Annotated in this window: 13 protein-coding genes; 4 read left to right on the top strand and 9 right to left on the bottom strand. The window is 57.2% G+C overall.

Going from position 1 to position 22,178, the window contains the following annotated elements; genetic code table 11:
- Positions 1-308: 308 nt before the first annotated feature.
- Complete coding sequence (locus EKK30_RS02040) at positions 309-1,220, bottom strand: LysR family transcriptional regulator (RefSeq protein ID WP_290979508.1); 912 nt, start codon at positions 1,218-1,220, stop codon at positions 309-311.
- 346 nt (positions 1,221-1,566) lie between these two features.
- Between EKK30_RS02040 and EKK30_RS02035 the strand changes: the two genes are divergently transcribed.
- Positions 1,567-2,766: an NAD-dependent formate dehydrogenase gene (locus EKK30_RS02035; RefSeq protein ID WP_290979505.1), complete on the top strand. Its 1,200-nt coding sequence runs from the start codon at positions 1,567-1,569 to the stop codon at positions 2,764-2,766.
- A gap of 77 nt (positions 2,767-2,843) precedes the next feature.
- On the top strand, positions 2,844-3,329 hold the full coding sequence (locus EKK30_RS02030; protein ID WP_290979502.1) for an HPP family protein: 486 nt from the start codon (positions 2,844-2,846) through the stop codon (positions 3,327-3,329).
- Positions 3,330-3,368: 39 nt separating this feature from the next.
- Here the strand turns inward: EKK30_RS02030 and EKK30_RS02025 are convergent, their stop codons facing one another.
- The 4 genes from EKK30_RS02025 to EKK30_RS02010 form a co-directional block, all read right to left on the bottom strand.
- Complete coding sequence (locus tag EKK30_RS02025) at positions 3,369-5,012, bottom strand: arylsulfatase (protein WP_290979499.1); 1,644 nt, start codon at positions 5,010-5,012, stop codon at positions 3,369-3,371.
- Positions 5,013-5,060: 48 nt separating this feature from the next.
- Complete coding sequence (locus EKK30_RS02020) at positions 5,061-5,996, bottom strand: formylglycine-generating enzyme family protein (RefSeq protein WP_290979593.1); 936 nt, start codon at positions 5,994-5,996, stop codon at positions 5,061-5,063.
- A 391-nt stretch (positions 5,997-6,387) separates the two neighbouring features.
- The gene (locus EKK30_RS02015) at positions 6,388-8,886 is read right to left on the bottom strand and encodes an arylsulfatase (RefSeq protein ID WP_290979496.1); all 2,499 of its coding nucleotides are present in this window, start codon (positions 8,884-8,886) and stop codon (positions 6,388-6,390) included.
- 410 nt (positions 8,887-9,296) lie between these two features.
- Positions 9,297-9,938, bottom strand: coding sequence for a hypothetical protein (locus tag EKK30_RS02010; protein ID WP_290979493.1), 642 nt, complete (start codon positions 9,936-9,938; stop codon positions 9,297-9,299).
- Between the two features lie 1,068 nt (positions 9,939-11,006).
- Here EKK30_RS02010 and EKK30_RS02005 point away from each other — a divergent pair.
- Positions 11,007-11,381: a response regulator gene (locus tag EKK30_RS02005; protein WP_290979490.1), complete on the top strand. Its 375-nt coding sequence runs from the start codon at positions 11,007-11,009 to the stop codon at positions 11,379-11,381.
- Positions 11,382-11,625: 244 nt separating this feature from the next.
- Entirely contained in the window at positions 11,626-12,774 is a 1,149-nt protein-coding gene (locus EKK30_RS02000) for an HWE histidine kinase domain-containing protein (protein ID WP_290979487.1), read from the top strand.
- Positions 12,775-13,272: 498 nt separating this feature from the next.
- Here the strand turns inward: EKK30_RS02000 and EKK30_RS01995 are convergent, their stop codons facing one another.
- The 4 genes from EKK30_RS01995 to EKK30_RS01980 form a co-directional block, all read right to left on the bottom strand.
- Positions 13,273-13,656 (bottom strand): FYDLN acid domain-containing protein, encoded by a 384-nt coding sequence (locus EKK30_RS01995; RefSeq protein ID WP_290979484.1) that lies wholly within the window; start codon positions 13,654-13,656, stop codon positions 13,273-13,275.
- 79 nt (positions 13,657-13,735) lie between these two features.
- Positions 13,736-13,963, bottom strand: coding sequence for a hypothetical protein (locus EKK30_RS01990; RefSeq protein ID WP_290979481.1), 228 nt, complete (start codon positions 13,961-13,963; stop codon positions 13,736-13,738).
- A gap of 375 nt (positions 13,964-14,338) precedes the next feature.
- Positions 14,339-14,731 carry a hypothetical protein gene (locus tag EKK30_RS01985; protein WP_290979479.1) on the bottom strand — a complete coding sequence of 131 codons (393 nt, stop codon included), beginning with the start codon at positions 14,729-14,731 and terminating at the stop codon, positions 14,339-14,341.
- A gap of 254 nt (positions 14,732-14,985) precedes the next feature.
- Positions 14,986-22,041, bottom strand: coding sequence for a hypothetical protein (locus EKK30_RS01980; RefSeq protein ID WP_290979476.1), 7,056 nt, complete (start codon positions 22,039-22,041; stop codon positions 14,986-14,988).
- Between the last annotated feature and the right edge of the window lie 137 nt (positions 22,042-22,178).

The raw sequence follows: 22,178 nt of genomic DNA, 5'->3' as shown, positions 1-22,178 counted from the left end.
AACGACGCGTACGATATTCGCGCGCCAGGTCCGGCCGTCGATTTTGCGCCCCTGGGCACTCATTATGATGCCGATTTCACAAACGTCTGTATTTCCGAGTGAAAATAGAATTGAACCTGCGCGTTTGGCAAAGGACTAATATCGCCCTCGTGAGGATGATCAATGCGCGTCACCAAAGCGCAACAATTGTAACGGTGCCCCGATCCCGTTCGGCGCGATCAACGTCGCCAATCGTCCACGGTTTTCACGCGGTTATCCCGCTACAACGGTCGGCCCTTAGGTAGTCGCTCGCGACTCGGCGCAATTGGTCAAGCCAGGCTCGGCACGAGAGGATTGTTTGCAACCATTCTTCCGGCGCATCGCAAGAGCGCGTGGGCGATCGGGGATAATGGATCTCGCTCCGACACGACGATGCCGATCGATTGGCTGTGTTTTGGGCCGACCAGTTCTACGAACGTGAGTTCTCTGCAACCCCGGAAGATGTAGGAAAAAGTGTGCGGGATTATGCTCGCCCATCCGCCGGTACAAACGTGCGAGCAGATAGCGAGATAGGAGTTGGAAGTAATAGAGGGTATGAGCTCGATCCCGAATGATCGAGCGAGGTTATTCAGAATGCGCCTGTTCTGCATGCTCTCGTTGAGGAGGCAGAGATTTTCCGCCGCCGCGTCGCGCCAGGAAACAGAAGGCATCTGTGCGAGTGGGCTGTCGATATGCGTGACTAACAGATATCGCTCTTCGTATAGCGGGATCTTCCGCACTTTTGTAAGCGGCTCATTTTCGAGATATGTGATCCCCGCATCCAAATCGAACTTATCGATGCCGACTTGAATTTCAGCCGAAGTCAGTGAAATTACGTTTACCGCCAGACCTGGATTCTGAGCGCAAAACGGAGCGGTCAGTTTTGCAACTGCGGGCATTGCTGCAGGCACTACCCCGAGGCGGAGAGTGCCCTTTAGGCCGGAGCGCAGTCCCGCAACATCTTGCTTCAGATTTTCGTAGTCAGATACGATATGAACGGCCCACGCAGCCACGCGCTCGCCTTCGGGGGTGAGGCCGATGAACCTGGATCCCCTTAGCACAAGAGGCATGTTCAGCTCTCGCTCCAGCGCTTTGAGCCCGGACGAGAGGGTGGATTGGGTCACACAGCAGCTTTCAGCCGCTCGCGTAAAATGCTTCTCGCGAGCAAGAGCTAACAGATAGCTCATCTGGCGAACGAACATCCGCATCTCCAACGATATAGCTATATGGCTATAGCTAGCACCTAGGCGTTGTGCAACCGATAACTGCCGTCGTTGGCCGTCCCGGCAGATTTCGCGTTAGTTCATCGACGGGATCGATCAGTCGAGAAATCCCTTCCGTTTGACGATGGCTCGCTTGAGCACGAGAACTCGGGCGCTTGATCGGTCATAGAGCTTCAAAAAGCCGGCTGCCAGGCGAGGAAACGCGAGAGGAATATGGGCAGCACTCCCAGGAGCGTTGCCAGCATCCCTCATTTTACGCTTACGTCAGCCGTTCGGCCCGCCGCACGGAGCGTCTCCTCATGTCCTATTCATCGAGGAATATGAGATGGCTAAAATCGTATGTGTGCTCTACGACGATCCCGTAAACGGATACCCCAAATCCTACGCGCGGGACGACATCCCCAAAATCACCAAATACCCCGATGGTCAAACGACCCCGACGCCACAAGCTATCGACTTCGTTCCGGGGCATCTTCTCGGCAGCGTGTCGGGGGAACTGGGTCTGCGCAGATACCTGGAAAGCAACGGCCATACGCTGGTTGTGACCTCTGACAAGGACGGCAAAAACTCAAAGCTGGACCAGGAACTGCCGGACGCTGAGATCGTCATCTCGCAACCATTCTGGCCGGCGTACATGACCGCCGAGCGAATTGCCAAAGCCCCGAAGCTCAGGATGATTGTGACTGCTGGTATCGGCTCCGATCACACTGACCTGCAGGCAGCCATGGATCGCGGCATAACCGTCGCGGAAGTCACATACTGCAACTCCAACAGCGTCGCAGAGCACGTTGTCATGCAGATGCTGTCGCTCGTCCGCAACTACATTCCCTCGTACAATTGGGTGATCAAAGGCGGTTGGAACATTGCTGATTGCGTGGAGCGGTCATACGACATTGAGGGTATGCACGTCGGCACGGTTGCCGCAGGGCGCATCGGCTTGCGGGTGTTACGCCTGCTGAAGCCCTTCGATGTGCATCTTCATTATATGGATCGTTATAAGCTCCCCGATGCAGTTGAAAGGGAACTGAATCTCACCCATCACACGAGCCTCGAAAGCCTCACGAAGGCCTGCGACGTCGTTACGTTGAATTGCCCGCTTCATCCCGAAACCGAGCATATGATCAACGACAAAACGCTGAAGAACTTCAAGCGCGGCGCATACCTTGTAAATACCGCGCGCGGCAAGCTCTGCGACCGGGACGCCATTGTTCGCGCACTCGAAAGCGGTCAGCTTGCTGGCTATGCGGGTGACGTGTGGTTCCCACAGCCACCGCCGCAAGACCATCCCTGGCGAACGATGCCTCATCACGGCATGACGCCACATATCTCTGGAACGTCGCTTTCGGCACAAGCGCGCTACGCAGCGGGTACGCGGGAAATTCTCGAATGTTATTTCGGCAAGAAGCCCATTCGCAACGAGTACCTGATCGTTCAAGGGGGTAAGCTTGCCGGTGTCGGCGCCCACTCATATAGCGCAGGCAACGCCACTTCCGGCTCGGAAGAAGCTGCGAAGTTCAAACGCTGACCCACATGGCGGCGCTGCTTCTGGTCAGCGGCGCCGCCGTTTCACTGCGCCCGCAACTTTGATTAAAGGCGGAAATATTGGGCACACCGGCACGACAAAGGTTCTTTTGGCTGACGCATGCGCGCTCCTGGCGCCCAGCCATTCTGGCGGGGGTTGGCGGCTTCATCGCGATTGGGCTGCTCGCCCTCGTGCGTGACATAAGCCAATTGAATTTGCTCGTCCCGCCGTTTGGCGCGACTTGTGTTCTGGCGTTTGGATTTCCCGCGAGCCCCTTTGCCCAACCGAAGAATATCATCGGCGGCCATGTGATTTCGGCAGTGATGGGATTATCGGCGTGCGCACTACTCGGCTATAGCGCCTTTGGTCTAGCGTCCGGTGTTGGCCTCGCCATCACCGCGATGATGCTGACGGATACTGTCCACCCGCCTGCTGGCGCCAATCCCATCGTTGTGGCCATGGCACGGCCGGGCCTCGAGTTCCTGGTCTTACCGATACTCGTCGGCGCCACTGCTATCGTCATCCTAGCCAGGATTTTCCGGCGAGTGACCCAGCACGGACCTTAGGCACGGCGGCTCGTTTGTGAGCCGCCGCAATGGAAGGCTTTATTGGCCAGGGCCTTTGCTAGCCGCTTGCGCTTCGGCCATGCGCTTCTGCATTTCGGCTTTGACCGCGTCGAGGTTGAAGCTTGCACCTCGCTGCATCGGTGGGAAGTCGAGGAACGTTTGTAGTTCCTTTCCGACAACCTGCTGGACGAATACGAAGCGCCAGAACTGATACTTGAACCAGTCGAAATATTGCTGAGCGCCTTCCTTGGTACCGTTATTTGGCCAACCTGTTCTCTCGAACGGATCGAGACGGAGGTTGGTGATATATGGAATGTCGGGGTGTGTCTTTTCGCCTAACCAGCCTGCAGGCTGATCGATGAAGCGAAACTTGTAGTCGTCGATCCGCACCGCACCGACGGTGCTTTCGCCGAGATAGAAGATTTCGTGACGCGCAGAGGGTCCTTTGCCGGTGATGCAGGCCAATTGATTGTAGCCATCCAGATGGTTCTTGTAGGTGCGGTCGCCGATCTGCTTACCCTTCAGCAATTCATCGGCAATGCTCGGATTTCCTGCCGCCGCAACGAAGGTCGGAAACCAATCAAGGCCTGAGAAGATCCCATTTTGCACGGAGTCCGCAGGTACGTGGCCCGGCCAGCGAACAATCGCCGGAACCCGGAAGCCGCCCTCAAGTACGGTTCCCTTGGATTGCGCAAAGGGCGTCTGTCCACCGTCCGGCCAAGTGAAGACTTCAGTGCCGTTGTCTGTGCTGAAGACGACGATCGTGTTGTCGTCGACGCCCATGTCCTTCAACTTTTTCATGACCAGACCGACGTCGTCGTCAAGTTGCGCCATGCCGGCTTCTTCTTCCGACCATCCATTGTCGGAGTTGCGCATGGCCTCGTATTTCGGGGAAAGGTGAGTGACGATATGCATGCGCGTCGGGTTCAACCAGACGAAGAAGGGCTTACCGTCGCTTTTTGCCTTCTCCATAAAGTTGAGCGCCAGGTCACGGATTTCGTCGTCAACCGTTTCCATGCGCTTGGGATAGAGCGGACCAGCGTCCTCTATCTTTTGCTTGCCGACTTTTCCCCATCGCGGCATGTCCGTTGGATCGTCGGTGTCGGTCGCCCAACTATGCACCATGTTGCGCGGACCAACGACATTCAGCAGGTTCTGCGGGTAGTTCGGATGAGCAGGATCCTCCATAGCGTCCAGATGATACAGGTAACCGAAGAACTCATCGAAACCATGGACTGTGGGCAGAAACTCGTTCTTGTCGCCCAGATGGTTTTTTCCAAACTGGCCGGTGGCGTAGCCCATTGATTTCAACACCGTCGCGATCGTTACAGCCTCGGCCGGCAGCCCTGTCGGAGCTCCAGCTTGCCCAACCGTGGTCATACCTGTGCGTATCGGAAGCTCGCCAGTGATGAAGTTCGCACGACCGGCCGTGCAGCTCGCCTCGGCATAATAGTCCGTGAAGAGCATGCCTTCCTTGGCGATCTTATCGAGATTAGGCGTTCGACCCGCCATCAAGCCGCGATGGTAAGCGCCGATATTCCACATGCCAATATCATCGCCCATAATGAAGACGATGTTTGGCTGCGTCTGAGCGTTGGCAGCGGGCGCCGAAATTTGCGAGGCGATCAATGAGGCGCCCACAGCCAGAGGAGCAATAAATTTAGTGGTTCGCGAGAAACACATTTTTCGACTCCTGTTGTTCTTAAAGATTCCAAGCGACAGCCTCCGGAACTACTGTTCTCCTTCCGTTAGCGTCGGTCGACGGACGACGCAGCGAAATCCAACGTGGCAAGTGGATGTATCGATTGGCTCGGCATGGCGTGCCGCCGGTCGATACCGGCGACAGTAATTCGGCGCACAGAGGTGAGAACCGCCCTTTAATACCTTGCGGGGGATGTGGATGTTCGGCTGCGAAGGATCGTAGCTTTGATCTTCTCTGGGGCCGCGCGGATTGCGAGGGATGCAGCAAGCCTTCTTCACATCCTCGGTGTGTTTGGGCCCATACCAATCACTGGTCCACTCCCAGACGTTGCCGATCATGTCGTAGATGCCGTAGCCGTTCGGCGGAAACGCCTTGACCGGAGAGGTCCGCTCGTAGCCGTCAAGCCCCAGGTTTTGATGCGGAAAGTCGCCCTGCCAGGTGTTGGCCATGTGCCGGCCTCCCGGTGTCAGCTCATTACCCCAGGCAAACTCCGCGCCATCGAGTGCGCCACGAGCCGCGAACTCCCATTCCGCTTCGGTCGGCAGCTCTTTGCCAGCCCAATGGGCATAAGCCTCGGCGTCGACGTAGGCCACATGAACAACTGGGTGGTCATCAATGCCTTTTATCCAGCTGCCACGACCATAGGGACGGCGCCAGTTCGCGCCGAAATGAAACTCCCACCATTGGGCCCAATTTCTAAGATCAACCTTGCCGGGCGGAGGTTTAAAGACAAGCGAGCCCGCCTTGAGCATGTGAGGAAGGGCGCCGGGATATTCGCTCGCCTTCGGCGTCAATTCGGCGAAGGTGACATGCCCAGTCTCCTCAACGAAACGGCGGAACTGCGCGTTGGTGACTGGTGCTTCGTCGATCCAAAACGGATCCACACTGACGAAATGCGATGGGGCCTCCTCGGGATAATGCTTGTCCGAACCCATTCGGAATGTGCCGCCTGGCACGAGCACCATCCCCTCGCCTGCCCCCTCGCCTGCTTGTTCCCTTTGCCTGCTGGGATCGATCAAATTCCTCACTGGGTAGGACGAGCATTCACTCATACGCTCTCCTCCGAAGAAGAAGAGCGTCCCCAAAAGCTCGCTGGCTGAAACGCGGGCGTGCTGTGGACGACGTCATGAACGACGTGCCGCGTTATCGCGGATTGCAAATCATAAACGAACGCTAGCATCAGCTGACTCGATGACGTTCGTAGTGGCCCGTCCATCCGCGAAGAACAGGACGCTCTCGTCCATTCGTCGTCAATTGAATTCGTCGTTGCGGTGCGAGCGGAGCGCTGGCTTGGTGAATACGTATATGCGTTCAGCAAATCCTAACGGCGAAAGTCAGAAGCGAAACCCGCGCACATCAATCCGCCGAAGCTTTCATTCCAGCGTCGAGCTTCTTGATATCTTCAGCCGACAATTGTGGGCGATCCACATTGATGGTCAGCTTGTTTAGTTTGGCTGATAGTGGGAATGGCGGAGTGTAATCGGCATCATTCACGCCGGTCAGGGTGTCGGAGCCAATATCAAAGCTCTCGTCCCACTGCAGGATCATGGGCAACGTTTTCGGCATAGTTTTGGAATCGACAGGGTTGCCATCGACTTTCAATGTGCCGGTGCCGGGGCGGCCGACGCCACTGAAGTTGTTGAAGGCCAGCGTGCCTGCACCAAGCCCATCGTACTTGAAGTCAAACTCTATCTTGTGTCTGCCAGGAGAAAGGGTATCTGGGCCTTGCCATTTTATCCGCTCCAAATCGACCATATTCCAAAGAAAAACCGGCTTGCCCTTGAGGAGATAAAAGCCATAGCCGCCGAAGCGCCCACCCGAAGTTAAAATCATGCCTTCGGCACCGCCTTCTGGAACATCGATGTCGGCAGATATCGTGTACGAGGTATTGAGCAGAACGGGTGAATCGCCCTGCGGCAACCCGGTCATCGGCCGCGTGTAGATGAATTCGGTACGCCCCGCTGTAATGTTAGGACGCGGCGCGACAATGCGTGCTGCAACCGAGGCGTCCATCGGGAAGACTTCATATTTCTTTGCTTCCGAGACGAACTCCTGACGCATCTGTGAAACCTTATCAGGATGGGCGGCAGCGACGTCCTCGGCTTGGCTGAAGTCGTTATGCAGGTCATAGAGTTGGAATACTTGGTTGTTCAGCGGATCGGGGTTCGCCGGTCCGAAGGCCTCCCACGGCGCGCGGTTCACTTTAGTGCTCAACAGCCAGCCGTCGTCGTAAAGCGCCCACTGGCCCATCATCTCAAAGTACTGCAGTTTATGACGAGCGGGCGCTTTGGCGTTATCCCGATCAAACGTGTAAGCAAAGCTTGTGCCTTCGATCGGTGATTGTTTGATGCCGTCGACGACCTCGGGCGCGGGGATGCCGGTGGCCTCGAGAATAGTTGGCACGACGTCGATGACGTGGATGAACTGCTCGCGCAATGCTCCCTTGTCGGTGATGCGGGCTGGCCATGATACGACCATGTTCTGGTTGATGCCACCTAGCCTCGACGCGTTCTGCTTAAACCAATCGAACGGTGTGTCGAAGGCCCACGACCAGCCCGCGCACATGTGATTATAGGTCTGCTCAGTACCCCAGACGTCGTAGAACTTCATCTGCTCTTCAGCAGGAATTTTGTTGAGGCCATTGAAGAACGCGACCTCATTCGGCGTACCCAGCGGTCCGCCCTCCGCGCTAGTGCCGTTGTCGCCGTTTATATAAATAATCAGCGTATTATCTTTCTTGCCCAGATCCTCCAGCGCTTGGATCACGCGGCCTATCTCATGGTCGCTATACGCCGCATAGGCAGCGAAGACCTCGACCTGACGGATGAAAAGCTTCTTCTCGATGTCCGTCAGCTGATCCCATGGTTTCAGGATATCATTCGGCCAAGGCGTCAGCTTGGTATCTTTGGGGATCACCCCGAGCCGTTTCTGATTTTCAAAGATGCGTTCGCGCAACTTCTCGTAACCGTCGTCGAACATGTGCATCGCGTGGATCTTGTCCACCCACTCCTGGGTCGGGTGATGGGGCGCGTGCGTTGCACCAGGTGCGTACTTGATGAAGATTGGCTTGGATGGATCCGTCTGGTGTATTCGGGTCATGTAGTCGATAGCATCGTCGGCCATACCGGTGACGAGGTTCCAGCCGGGCTTGCCTTCGAACGGATAGATCTGCGTCGTGTTGCGGAAGAGATTTGGCTGCCACTGGTTGGCGTCGCCACCAACGAACCCGTAAAAATATTCGAAGCCCATGCCGGTCGGCCACTGATCAAACGGTCCAACCTGGCTCGCCGCGAATGCGGGCGTGTTGTGATCCTTGCCGAACCATGCAGTGGAGTAGCCGTTATCGCGCAAAATGCGCCCGATCGTGGCCTTGTCCTTGCCAATGATACTATTGTAGCCGGGGAAGCCTGTGGACTGCTCCGAGATTACGCCGAAGCCGACTGAGTGATGATTACGCCCGGTGATGAGTGCTGCCCGAGTCGGGGAGCATAGTGCGGTCGAAAAGACCCGATTGTAGCGCAACCCCTCTTGCGCGATGCGGTCCATGGTCGGCGTCGGGATAACGCCCCCAAAAGTGCTTGGCACCCCAAATCCTGCGTCGTCGGTAATGATGAGCAAGACATTTGGCGCGCCCTTTGGCGGCACGATGCGTGGCGCCCACCACGGTGTCGATTGCAGGGCGCCGTCCTTGATCACGCCGCCGAATTTCGGGTCGGGAGGCGGAAGTTGCTTTCCATCAATCGTGGTCCTCGCCCCCGGCGATCCTAGCGTCCCGATTACTTCCTGAGCATCAGCCGAGCAGGTCAAGAGTGCTGCACCTGCAAACGCCAGTGACACGCCGGCGAGCTTTTTCATCACGCATACTCCATGACTTGTTCACCATGCTCCGCGGCCATGCAAAGCCACGGGCTCGTAATCGTTTCGGTGATGGAAGGAAATTCGACACGCTCTGCGGCGTTCGAAAGAATGGAAGTGTAAATGAATGCAAACAGCACTGCACATCCCAGTTCATCGCTGGATTACGTCAGTGCCCGACCCGTCTTGCTGATAATGACGATGCGCTGCGCACGTCCCGTGAGCAAGCGGAATCGTTGCTGCTTTGCAAAGGTAATCTGATGAAAATCAATTATTCAGCATAAGGAGGACCATCGCCGCCGCTAGATCCAGATGCCTTTCGTTACCACTTGCCTCGCTAACACTGCCTATTGGTGCGGCGAAATCCGAGGCTTCCGCCGCACTCTTTAATAGCTCACTCGTTAAACGCGCTATTTTGTCGTTGCGCTTGGTGTCGTCGGAGGCTTCACAGTTGCCAGGGCGTCTCGAACACTCGCAAGAACCTTCTCCGCCTCGGCTAGACGTGACTGGGACTCGGAGAGCTGCTTCTCAGTAGCTGCTAAACGCGACTTCGATTCAGCTAGAGCCATTTCTGCAGACGCCTTGGCGCCTGACTCGGTCGCGAGCTGTCCGCGGAGATCTCGCAACGAAGCATAGCAATATGCCGCTACTAGGATTGATCCAATCGTTGCGACGATCATGATAAATGTTCGAGCAAAATAGGTGGTATCGAAGGGTTCGTAGACAGGCGTAGGCTGTGCGGTCGATACCTCGGACCTCTCTTCAGGAAGCGGATTTTGGATTGGCTTCGCGTCGGCCGTGTCCCTGTCTTCCACATCGGTCTTCAAAGTATTCTGTAGGTCAGCGCGGAAGTCCTTTGCCGCCATCGGCCATGGCACGCTCCCCTCGTCATTTATATGGGTGTCGGGTTTTGCCGACTTCAGCGCCTCAATCGACTCCGGCCGCTCGAGCGTAATTTTAAGAGCTTGACCTTCTCTGCCCTCAGGGGATGTCGCATCTTTTTTGGCTTCAGAAGCTCGCGTTGCCCGTGGGAATTTCACCGCTTCCTGCATTTCATCGCTCCCTTGTTGACGTCACTTTTATTATTTCGGCCGATGAGATCGGCCCATCTAAACGTCGAGGCAGAACTTGGCTGGAGAGGATAGACCGCAGCAACCAAGCAGGTTCAACAATCAGAGAACATCTCGATAGCGAGCGTCAACAGGGGCCCATCCAAAGATTTGAATGGAATAGGATCCTCCAAGAAGCTGTTTCAAAATAAAAAAACCTCTGCCGGAACTGACTTTGTTACTTATGATGTCGGCAGATCAATTTAGACAGGCACGCGGGCAATAATAGCAATCTTCGAGAGCCACCCGGCGAAAGATAGACGTGCGGCGCTTCCTAACCGCGGCACGGCCGCACTGAAGACCTTTGCTCTCCAGTGCTCATCCCGGAAAAATCTGCAAGCGGGAGGCGGGCATCAGTGGACCGTCGCGGAGCACGAAATTCGCGTGTACTTCCGCTCGTCACCTATAAGCGGATGGGTCGATTTCTTCGGCCAGGGCCACGAGGGAAATTTCGAACAAGAAGGAAATTCATACGGACGCTTGGACCGTGGCTAACACCATTTCTTATCGCAGCACGCGATCAGTCTCCTGGGTCGCGGCAGCCGTTGCGCGAACTGCTTTGGTGATATCAGACAGCCCGCCAACGTGCTATGCAAAGCGATGCGATATTCAATCCGCCGCTCCATGAAAGATCAGAAGCTTCATCTCATTTTCGAGGAAGGTACATTCGAAAGCCTTCCTGAACATGTGCGCAACAGAGGTCCGTGGCAGCACCTGAAGAGCGGTGAACTCAACAATGTGCGAGCCGAATATATAAAAGCAATCACGGCGCATAGATACATCCTGGTCGAGCAATCATCGACTATCTTCTCTGCCGAAGTCGAGTAGGTCCCGCGACTGCAATCAAACTTGCATAGAGCATGCGCGGGTCGCGACCCACCATGGGCATCGCTCACTAACTGCATCGGTAAGCGAGGCCCGCTTTCTGTGAAGTTTCGCTCGAGCAAAATAGATATGAACCTAAAGAGGTGCGGTTGAGTTCCCCAAGCACAACTTATACCGAGGCTCGCAATGTCATCGAAAAGCAAGGCTCGGATATTAGTGGTCGAAGACGAATCCTTGATTCGTTGGGATTTAATGTTTCGACTTGAAGAGGCGGGTTTCGAAGTCGTGGAAGCAGGATCTGCAGCGGAAGCCACGCAGATCCTGGAAGGAAATGATGATATTCGTGCGGTTTTCACAGACATTCAAATGCCGGGGAAGATGGATGGGCTCGCTCTTGCCCATTACGTGCGCAAGCGTTGGCCGCCCACGGTTATCATAATCGCGTCTGGAAACATGGTCGGCTTTGACGAGCTGCCTGACAACGTTGCTTTGTTTTCGAAGCCATACGACTGGGACAAGTGGCCGAAGCTGCTCAACAGTATTATGGCTCAATTGGCGTGACGTGCGCGGCTTCAATAGCCGGTGGAACGCGCATTATTTGGTAACGCATCACCGCTATTCCTTTGGGTGACAGCGCCCCACCTGGCGTTCCCTGGAATGCGATCATCAAGGCACCCCACAAAATGCCATGCGCGTGGGCCAACGGAAATTTCGCATCGATGCCCCTCCCGCAGGCGCGCGTTGTCACGCGTGCAAAGATTGCCTATAGGGAACAAGCAAGAAAAAGAGGAAGGTCCGTTCGCGCTTGAGCCATCCTGACATAAGCAGCGTTCTGATCACCGACGTGCTGGATCTGCGCCCTCCTCCAATTCCCAATTACCTCCTCGAGAAAGTGGCTCTGCAGGATCTTGCCCATCAAATGGCGGAGTATCCTGCCGAAGTTCTGCCGAGGCTTGTGAAACTCGCGATGGAACTATGCGCAGCGGACTCAGCGGGCATCAGCGTGCTCGAGGGCCAGGAGTTCCGCTGGCTGGACCTTTCCGGCCGTCTATCGGACCTCGAAGATACACGGACCCCTCGCGGCTTCAGCCCGTGCGGAGTTTGTATCGACTCGATGAAGCCGGTTTTGATGGAACGTCCTGAGCGTGCGTACCAGTGGATCGCCGAGGCGGGTATTACCATTCCCGAGGTCCTTCTGGTTCCTCTCCAAATCAAGGGAAGCCCACCTCTCGGCACTCTGTGGGTGGTTGCCGAGGAGGGGCAACATTTTCACTCGGGCGACGCTCGCGTTATGATGGAACTCGCCGTATTTACTGGCGTAGCTTTGAAGATGATCCAATCGGAGAAAGAGCTAAGATCGGCTGTAGAACAGCGCGAAACTCTCGCTCTGGAGATGAGCCACCGAGTCAAAAATTTGTTTGCTGTAACCAGTGCGTTGGTAGAAATGGCCGCCCGTCACAGCAGCACCAAGGAGGAGATGAGGCAGAGCCTATCCGCACGGCTCAGGGCACTCGCCGATGCCCATGCCCTCATCAAGCTCGTCGAGAACGATAAAATATCGTTTGATGTTGTCTCCTTGAATGACGTAATCGAGGCAACACTCAAGCCATATAAGCCGCCCGTGTTGAACGGCCCTGATATCGCTCTCGGTGAACGGGCTATCAACTCACTCGCATTAGCTTTCCACGAATTGGCGACGAACTCGGCTAAGTACGGCGCTTACAGCAGGGGGGACGGCGAAGTCCAGGTTTCGTGGACCAAGCTTGACGAATCCTTAGTTCTGACGTGGCGAGAAATAGGAGCGGCGCACGTGGTCGCTCCGAGAGATATCGGCTATGGCACACGTCTAATTCTCGGTTCTATCCAGGGGCTGGGCGGGACGATCGAAAAAGACTGGAATCCGGACGGTATGGTCGCTCACATCACCCTGCCGCTAATCATGCTCCGAACGTGATGCCGACGGCGCTATCACTTCTTCTTGGTTCCGCTGGTCATCGTGGAACCCAGTGGGGCTTTTGTGAAACTCGCCGCGAGTTGACCAGGTTTCGATTTTGGAGCTTTCGGCTTCCGTATCTCGCGGTTGGTTCTTTGATTGCCTTTGGGCATCGCGTTCTCCTGAGTTTCAAATTTTTGTAGATCGACTTGGCCGCTGCTACACGAAGCTCGGCCACCTGTATCCGCGGTCCAAAAGGGACAAATAGCGTCCCATCGCGGGACCTATTCGGGACAACCTATCGGCACGAAAGTCTTTAACGAGGCGTTCCACTTCTGCCGAGCTGAATAACTGGAACGGCTCGTTTGCTGCCGCATGGCTCGAACGAGATTCGACAACAGCGTCATTGTAAGCATTGATGAGACGGATACTGCGTTCTCGCTCTTCTTGGGGCAGACGAGCAAAAGCCGCCAAGAACTCGTCAGTTTGTGACATTTCGGGCTCCAAACTTTCCTAGAGCTAAGTCAATTCGCTCGTATCCTCTACGAGCTCGTCCGCATCGTCATCCTCGGTCTCGATTAACAGTTCCTCGGCGGCTGACGGAATTTCCGCTTCATTATCGACTTGCTCGTCGACAACCTCGTCTTCGACTTTTGAGACTTCGATGGCTGGCTTCTTGGGCTCCGCCCACCGATTGCGTTTATTTGGACGGATCTTACCGAGCGTATCGAAGTTCAGCACAATCGCGGGGGTAGCATTGGACGGCGTGCCACAATAAGGGCATGCAGAGGGTTCCCGCTTCAGATCGTAGAACCTATTAGCGCATTCAAGATTTTCGCAGGTCTGCTTCAACCCGCGCTTGGCTAGCGCGGCAGATCTTGTGACGACGTGACTTGCTGTCATTATTTCTTTCTCTCGCGGTTTCTGCTGGATCCGTTCGGGTACACGGCAACAGCGAGATGCACAGCGCTAACGTCTTTTCCTACTCGAGGAGCATTGGATAGGTCAGGCTCGACGACGATTGCCGGATCGCTACTCCACTTTTGTCATCGACAAAGAGGATCAGCTTTCCTGAGAACGAGACGGCGCGTGCATAGGCGATTGCGTGAGCTTTCAAACGGAATGCGAGGAGCATGAGACTATGGGGCCCGCGAAACACAGTCCACGAGCCATCACGGCGCCGCGTGACGCGAATAAAATCCTCTTTCATGGCAGGCTCCTCATGCGCCCGGAATATCAGCTCCGAAGCAGCAACGGATCAGCAGAATTCAAGCTACAACGTCAGCTTAACGAAGTCGGCATCGATAGTGAGTTCGACAGCTGAACCGCGCGAAGTATGCCGAAGATAAGAGAGGCGCCGTCTGATGTTCATGCGCCTAACGCCATTTGTACGTTAGACCCTCGGGATCAGAATGTCCAACCTATTATCCGCTTCGTCCAAGGACGACCGCTGCAGCGACCGCTCGGCTCGCAATTCGTGTGTGACCCACACGGCGAACTTGCGGCATACAGATTTCTCTAAATCAAAGACATCAAACGCGCCCAAACCGCTGAGAGACGTGTTGCAGCGGATGGAATGCAAAAGTCACTTCTTCAGTGTGCAATGTGCGGGGAATGCTTCCACAGTCATCACACCGCCGGAGACTTGACTGCGTGCCGCATATTGCAATCTAAAGACCACAAAAGCGTCCTCACCACTGTCATCCTTCGCTCCAGTGAAGCCGATCCGGATCCGCGCCGACGCATCGACGAGTGAGGATGACGGTGACAATTTTTGAATACATTGATCGCGGCCCGTCGCCATATCATCTGCGGACTTGCCGGCCCCCTGGCTGATGCACGCGTCGAGTTCGTCCAGTCGAGGTAATTTCACTTGCACCGCTGCGCTGCCGTCGATCGCTTCTCCCATCTCGCCCGGCTGAATTTGTAATGGCGCGCGTGTCGCCGGAAGCGTGAAATCACCGAAGACGCCTCCCACCTGGAGTGTTCCGTGATCGGACCCGTCATATCGGAACGTCAACGGCCCATCCCACGCCGGGTTGACCACATCCGCGCGCGCGCAATGAAGTGAAAATTCGGCGGCTCGCAGCTCATGTGGAGTGGCTAAGATCACTATCGTTGCCGCGGCAAACTTGCATGCGCCGCTGTAGATTATCCGCCGCATACGCACAGAACTCCCTCTGCTCCGAGCTCAGTCACCTCGCACACAATTGTACGCTTGGATGCTCGCACTTAGGCGGGACCTCGCGGAACACATCGCCCACCCTGGTCTATAAATCCCGCCGGACAGACGCAGAGTCCGTCAGGATTTCGCGGCACCTTTCCGCCAGTGCAATTCGGGGGCGTCTTTTTCGGCGGCGGCTTCTGAATTTGCACGCACGTCTCATTGCGATTGACCGTGCCCGGCGGACAGATGCGATGACAATTAGGCGGCGTGCCCGTCATGTTAGGTCCGCACGATGCCGGCCGGCAGAACCCGCCTCGGGAGACGGTTCCGGCTGGACAATGGCAATTGGGAGGCGTGCCTTCTGGCGCACTTGGCGGGCACTTCTGCGACTGATCTGGCTCACAATAGGCACCATACTTGTTCGGACGGCGAAGGCGGTGGTAGCCCGGCGGGCATTTGCGATCATCCGGAGACGTCGTTCCGTTCGTGCCGCCAGAACCCTGGTCAGATGTTGAGGGGCGTCGGCAAGAACCGTTCCTGAATTCCATGCCGATTGGGCAGCAGTTCGGATACATGCCGATGGGTCGGAACGATGGGCACTTACGGGGTGGCAGTTCAGTGCCGGGAATGGTTCCATCCGCGCCGCCTCCCCCGGTCGGCGCACGTCGGCACGACCCGAACCGGAATTCCATGCCGAGCGGGCAACAATTCGGATACGTGCCGATGGGTCGGAAAGATGGGCACTTCCGCGATGGCGGTTCTGTATTCGGATAGGTGCCGTCCGCACCTCCCGTTCCCGGACCTGTCGTCCCGCGGCGGCGGCATGAGCCGTACCTGTATTCCATACCGAGCGGGCAGCAATTCGGATACGTGCCGACCGGTCGATACGAGGGACAGACCGGCGGGCGCTCCACCGCTGGCGGCGGGACTACGATCGGAGAAGGTCGGCGGCAGGCGCCGAATCGATAATCGGTTCCGAGCGGGCAGCAGTTCGGATAGATACCGACTGGCCGGAAGGCTGGGCACCGCGGCGGCTCCACAGGCACGACGACATTGCCCGGCTGGACGGCCGGATACGCGCCGCCCTCTCCGCCGTCTGAGAAGCAACGCCTGCCATTGAAGCGCGACCCTGGCGGGCACTGGCAGAGATTTCCGACCATGATCATGCCGCCGAAGCATTCGCGGGGCGGCGTTGTGACTACGGGCGCCGTCTCGCGCGGCGGAGGAACGGTTGTCACTACGGGCTTAAGCGATACCGGATGGCACGACTCGTCATCGCTCCGCGATTTTTCACCCGCCGTCACGCTTACGCAGTTGGCGAACTGCGTCGCGCTCGTATCGTTTGGCAACCGCACCACCATCTGGAAGGTCAGCGGTCCGCAGGCATCACCAGCCTTGGCGCCGATTTTCAGACACACGTTGCCAGGTGACGTGCACGAAAATGGAATTTGCGTCGGCTGCGTCGCACACGGCAACGGCGGATTGATCGATACGATGGTCGCGGACGACAAACCGTTGAGGTGATCAGTGATCGTTACCGGCGCGTTGTGATCGATCGGCCCAGGGTTGAAGAGATTGATCGCGAAATGGCAGTCGCCTCCTGGCGTGCATGACTGATCGCCCGTCTTCGATACCTTGACGTTGAAAGGGTCAAGCTTGACGGATTTGCATGCGAGATCGTCGGCTGGGTTGGTGTCGCTCTTGGAATTTGCGGGTGCGATCTTGGCGCAAAGCGTCAAGGTATCGTTCTTCTGCCAACCCGGTCCGGCAAGGACTTCGATCTCACCCGGCAACTGATTTCCTACGGCCAGCAGCTTTTGCTGAAGACCGTCTGAGCACTCTATCTTACCGCCGTTATTGGGGCTGCATATCCATCGGTTGTCACCCGCCTTCAGGCTTTGCGGAACATTTGGCGAGACAGTTGCGGTAAACCGGGCTCGTTCCGGAAAATCGACGGTGCCGTTGCTGCGAACGAGGGTTTGGAAGCGGCACGGCGAATTGATGGCGCATTCGCCGACGCCATCCGGTCCTTCATTGGGCGCCGTAAGCTGCATTAGAAGATTGGGTCCGGCATGCGCCGTATCTTTGACGACCGCGCATAGTGGACCGGCATCCTGATCGAAGGGACTGGGCTTTGCCTGGACTGCGGGATCGTATTGCACGCAGTTCTTATATTCTGGCGATACCGAGCTGATGTTGAACAGGATCACGCCGGAGATTGTCTCTCCGGGTCGCAATGTATTCGCGCCCTTGTTGGTCGAGATGCAGCCGATCGTGCCATTGGTACTCGTGCACGCGAAGGCGCTGTCGCCGATCATCTTGAAAGAGTCAAAGCCGTTTGCGGCCGTGAAAACGTCCTTCAGCACGAATGGCCCTTGCGCGTCGGTCGTACCCACGTTGCTCATCGTGATGATGAATTCGCAATTGGGTACGCAAGTCTGGGGATTGCCGACTGCGATCTTCTTGGCGCGGAGCAGCGGACCGTTCTCACCGAACGGTATTGTCACGCATTGCTGTTCTCCTCCGGGAAGCGAGGCGCAGTTCTTGACGGCCTTGGCTGTGGTGTCGCCCCCGGGGGTGAAGCTCATAGGGATGAGAATCTTCTTGCCGGGCGGTATCGTCAGCGAGGCACCGCTTGACGTGCAGTTCACGTCATTGCCGTTTTTCCTGCAACCGAGCACCCCGCCCTTGATCCCCGAGTCTGCCAGCGGGTTTATCGGCGTCTGGACCGTGACATTCGGGAACGGAGATCCGTCCGGTTGTGAAATATGATCCGTGAAGTCCACGGGACCGACGAAGTCGACTGCCGGATCAGGATTGAATACCGAGATAACGAAATCGCAGCCGCCGCCGGTCGAGGTACATTTGCCGGCAGCCGGATTTTTGGAGAGCGCGAGCTTGCCTGCCTGCTGCGGATTTGGGGCAGGCTTTTCCTCTAGTTCGACGGTTACGCATTGATTGCCGGCCGGCTGCTGAACCTGGTCGCCCCCCTGGCCATTCGCGCCATTGTCGTTGCCGGGATTGGCCGGTCCGCCGGCGCCGGGATCGCCTGCGCCGCCAGCGCCGCCGGGAGCACCTGCTCCACCGTCACCGTTCAACTTCGCGAGCTTGCAGGCGTCGAGTTTCTCCTGCACGCCCTGCACCAATGCCTCCGGACTAGCTTTTAAAGCCGCCGCTTTGCAGGCGTCCTTCGCTCTGTCCGGCTGCAATGACGGTATCGCGTCCTTGCAGTTGAGCGCTTTCATCTCGTCGTTCTTCGCGGCGATCGCGAGTCCGGCCTGAGTGCATTTCGCATCGAATGCGCGACAGGAGTCGAGCCGCTTTGTGCGCTCTTCTGTTTCGACGGGGATAGGACTGCCACCACCGCGGGTTTGCGCCATGCACCAATCGATATGCTCTTGCTTATTGAGCGAGAAACGGCCCGGACCGACAGAACCGCATTTCAGGCTTTGAAATTCCCTCACTGTCGCGATGGCGTCGTCGGCGTATTTTTGACAAAGGTCGTCGAGCGAACACTTGAACCAGATCTTACTGCTCTTGAACGTCGCGGTGTTGCCGTTTGAGGCTCTGTTCAAACCGGAAAAGTCGCCGTCGGGCTCGATGGTGCCCGTGTAATGGCCGCTTTTGACGTTGTTGTTCTTCCAATTGACCGTGAGATCGACCTGAGATCCGATGATGGTTCCTGTCACGGTGCCGCCCACCGGCCCGTCATTGGATATGAAAGAAGCCGTTCCGGTGACCTTGCCGTCGGGCCCAACTTTCACATCGCCGAAGCCAACGTGCGGTCCGTTACTCTGTATGATGTTGAAGCCGTTCTGCGGCATTCCCCATTGCTTGCATTTGTTCGGGCCGACGCCGCCGATATTGCCGCCTGCCCCACCCGTGAAATGCAAAAGCGACGTCGCGTGCGGTAGCGATTGCGGACGAAACGCTGCAAAGTCGAAAATCGCCTTTCTGCCGAAGGGAAAGAGATCCGACTTCTTGCCCGGCGCGAGCTGATTTTTCTGCTGGCCTTTTCCTCCCCCGCCTTGGCCCTGCCCAGCGCCACCTTGCCCACCTGCGGCTTGCGGCTGCGTCGGCACGGCGCAATTCTTCAATGACTTGGTACCGGCCGGCGCGTCGATATTCAGAGTTAGTGCGAGCGTTTTCGTTTCTTTCGGCTGAAGGGTGCCGTCGAACTTGCATTTGAATGGAGGTCCCGCCGCGTCGCACGAAAATGGCGCGGCGACCGGGGTGGCTATCGTGGCATTCGGCAGATCGATCGTGTCTTCAATTTCGATCGGCCCTTGTACGGGCGCGTTGGAGGCGTTCGTCACGTCAATGGTGAAGGCGCATGGTCCCTTGATCGCGCACTTCGCGGGCCCTTTTTTGTTGACGACGATCGGTCCGCTTGGCGCGATCGGAATGCTTGCGCACGCAGGTTCGGCCGGTCCGGCGTTACCCGGCTTCTGAGCGTCCGCGCCTGGCTCGGGCAGCTTGGCGTTGTCAACGAAGGCGACCGCCGCCGTTGCTTCGCCGGTGAGTGGCCCGAATGTGACGGCGCTCTTGTTTTGGACGAAATTTGCGTCCCCGCCTTCGGTGGTATCGACCGAATATGCGACGGACATCGTAAGTGCACCGTTCGGAGCGAGCGTCAGCTGATCCTGCGAGCAATTGAATTCGCGGCCTTCTGGCTGGCATGTCAGACCAGCAGGAAGCTGCATCGACTTTGCTTCATTCTTCGCCTGCGATTGTGTGCCCACGGCGAGCGTGTTGAAGATCTTTAGCGGCGCCGTAATTGGCTGGCCGGTCGTGTTAGTGATCGTGAGCTTGAACTCGCAATTGCCGGTCGCAGGCGAACAAGACGCAGCCGTAGGCGCCATCTCGACTTTCAGACCGCCGTTGTTAGTTCCACTCGGCGGGGGCGGAGGCGGCAGCGCTTGCTGCGGACCGTTTCCTTGTTGGTTTGCCCCGGCCGGAAACGCCGCGCAGTTCTTCAGTTCGGAAGCGCCAGCGAGCGAACCCGGATCCGGCGTGAAGGAAAGCGTGAGTTCGGTCGATGCCTTCGGCTGCAAGGGATCGGCGTTCGTGCATTGCATGCCCGGCGCCGCAGAGGCTTCACATTTCCAGGGAGCCGCAACGTCGCCCAACTTGAACTTCGTGAACGGGGCGCCGCCGATCGTTGGGTTGTCGGTGAAGACGATTTTGTCGACGGGCTTGTCGCCGTTGTTCGTGACTGTGATTTTGAAAGAGCACGATTGATTTTCCGCGCATGTCGCCGACCCGGGCGACTTGGTCATCGTCAGCGGACCGTTCGTCGTCGTGCCACCACCGCCTTGTTGATCATCGGTTACCGTACCGCCGCCGCCCTCTGCGGACTCGTCCACCTGGGGGAACATTTCGCCGCCGCCGGTCGCTCCTGGAGATCCTCCGCCCGGCTCGCCGCCTGCAACGGGAGGCATCTCTCCGCCTTCACCACCGGCCACTGCCGGGAAGCCGCCGGCACCGCCAGCGCAATCCCGTAAGACGGCAATGCCGCCTGCGTGGCCGCGCGCCGCCGGATCGTCCTGTTTGGCATCGAGATCGATAATGGAAGTTTGGACAGGCGGGGCATTGGCGGGCCGCACGCGTTCGATACTGCTAAGTTGCAAACCGAATGCGGTCTTCTGCGCTCCAAGCGCGTCGCCGGATGCGATGATGGTGCCGCTGCAGGTGCTGAGATCGATGCTGCCATCGTCCCTGTAGCCGTACTGAATCGCAAGACCACCGCTTGAGGCGCGAAAATCTTCGATATTGCCGACGGCGTATTCGTCCGGCGTGGGCTTCCACTGCCCCGGCGTTTGCGGATTGTCGGGGTTTTCTGGTGTGAAGCGGAGCGTTTGGGCCGGGCCCTTCGTCGTGAATTGCGAATAGTCTGCGGGATTGTCTTGTGTGCCGCGCTGCGTAATGATCATGCGACCGGCGGCATCAAACACGATCGCCGTAATTGGAAATGGCTTTACAGTCGACGGAGCCAACTCTAAGCGCGGGTCTTTGGTGAACTTGCCGCTTGAATCAATCCCGATCGACCAAATCTCGGGTCCGTCCGCGGCTGCGTAATAGAGGCGCCCGTCGTGAATGGCGATGGCATCTATACGCCGTTCTGTCTGCGTGAAACCCCACGTCGCAGGGTCGGAAGCGATGAATTCCGGTGATGAGATGTCCGCGCGCTTGCCATTATCACCAACCGCATTCCTTTTGCCAACCGGACGACCGTCGGCACCGTGATCAAACTGCGCGACGTCCGATCCATCGGCTGAAAATGCGTGAATGAGCCCCGTGTCGAGATCGGACGCGTAAAGGGTTTTACTGGCGGGGTCGAATGCCAAGCCGCCGAGTCCGGGCCCACTGTTCGCAATTCCATTCGTGGCGACGTTGCCGAAGACCCGTATGTCTCCGTTTGCCCGATCAATCTTGTAGATCGTTCCAGGCCCCGAGCTGGGCAGACCACCAAATTGTCCCGGCATGAATGCTGCGCCTGGCGCACCCTTCCAAATCCGAGTCGGACCGCCTCCATTCTTGTCGGGCGCGATGATCTGCAAACCGAAAGCCGACGAGGCTGCCGCGTAGAGAGCTGGCGGCGTGGACTTATCGGAGCTTGCCTTTTCGAAAGCCAACGCGAAGACTTGACCCAAATCGCGAGCCTTGCCTTCAAATACGGGACTCGCACCGAGAATTTGTCCCGTGGCGGCACTTGGCAAGTTGCCTAACGAATAGACGCGTAAAACAACTCCATCGGGGTCGAGAAAGGACTTCGATACTGGATCGACGCCGGGCGGCAGACTTTGGACAATGAGTTTCGTGCCCGAGAAGCTGCTGGCCGCGATATCGCCCGGTTTGAACACATCAATCGGGGGAGCGCCCGCTTCCGTTGCCGGCTCGATCGGCGGCATCGGAACATCGTCCGCATACGATGAAAGCGCGATACCAGGGCCGGCAGCAGCAATCGCTGCTATGACGATTAGCCTAGCGGTAACGGCTGTTCGGACTATTGCGAGAGCGCGGTGAAAACGCTTGAGTATCCCCCGTGGCTCCGTGCCCTGATCGATGGTTGTTTCGCGCGTTAATTCGCCTGCGCCGTGGGTCCGAGCAAGTTTTTGCATCGTTTGAATTCTTTAAAACGCAGCCACGACCGCCCGGAAGTTTGATCACCCGGGTTGAAAACGATCGGCATCAGACTGAGAACGTCAGTACTGCGCGGCCCTCGTTCCCTGAGCTTTCGTAGACGTCGTTATATTTT

The sequence above is a fragment of the Hyphomicrobium sp. genome (assembly GCF_003987855.1).
Classification (GTDB): domain Bacteria; phylum Pseudomonadota; class Alphaproteobacteria; order Rhizobiales; family Hyphomicrobiaceae; genus Hyphomicrobium_B.
This window is presented reverse-complemented; position numbering and strand designations above follow the sequence as displayed.

Coding starts and splice junctions, on each gene's coding strand:
- EKK30_RS01995 (WP_290979484.1), bottom strand. CDS start 13,656: ATGACAGCAAGTCACGTCGTCACAAGATCTGCCGCGCTAGCCAAGCGC.
- EKK30_RS01990 (WP_290979481.1), bottom strand. CDS start 13,963: ATGAAAGAGGATTTTATTCGCGTCACGCGGCGCCGTGATGGCTCGTGG.
- EKK30_RS02020 (WP_290979593.1), bottom strand. CDS start 5,996: ATGGTGCTCGTGCCAGGCGGCACATTCCGAATGGGTTCGGACAAGCAT.
- EKK30_RS01980 (WP_290979476.1), bottom strand. CDS start 22,041: ATGCAAAAACTTGCTCGGACCCACGGCGCAGGCGAATTAACGCGCGAA.
- EKK30_RS02025 (WP_290979499.1), bottom strand. CDS start 5,012: ATGTGTTTCTCGCGAACCACTAAATTTATTGCTCCTCTGGCTGTGGGC.
- EKK30_RS02015 (WP_290979496.1), bottom strand. CDS start 8,886: ATGAAAAAGCTCGCCGGCGTGTCACTGGCGTTTGCAGGTGCAGCACTC.
- EKK30_RS02040 (WP_290979508.1), bottom strand. CDS start 1,220: ATGTTCGTTCGCCAGATGAGCTATCTGTTAGCTCTTGCTCGCGAGAAG.
- EKK30_RS02005 (WP_290979490.1), top strand. CDS start 11,007: ATGTCATCGAAAAGCAAGGCTCGGATATTAGTGGTCGAAGACGAATCC.
- EKK30_RS02035 (WP_290979505.1), top strand. CDS start 1,567: ATGGCTAAAATCGTATGTGTGCTCTACGACGATCCCGTAAACGGATAC.
- EKK30_RS02010 (WP_290979493.1), bottom strand. CDS start 9,938: ATGCAGGAAGCGGTGAAATTCCCACGGGCAACGCGAGCTTCTGAAGCC.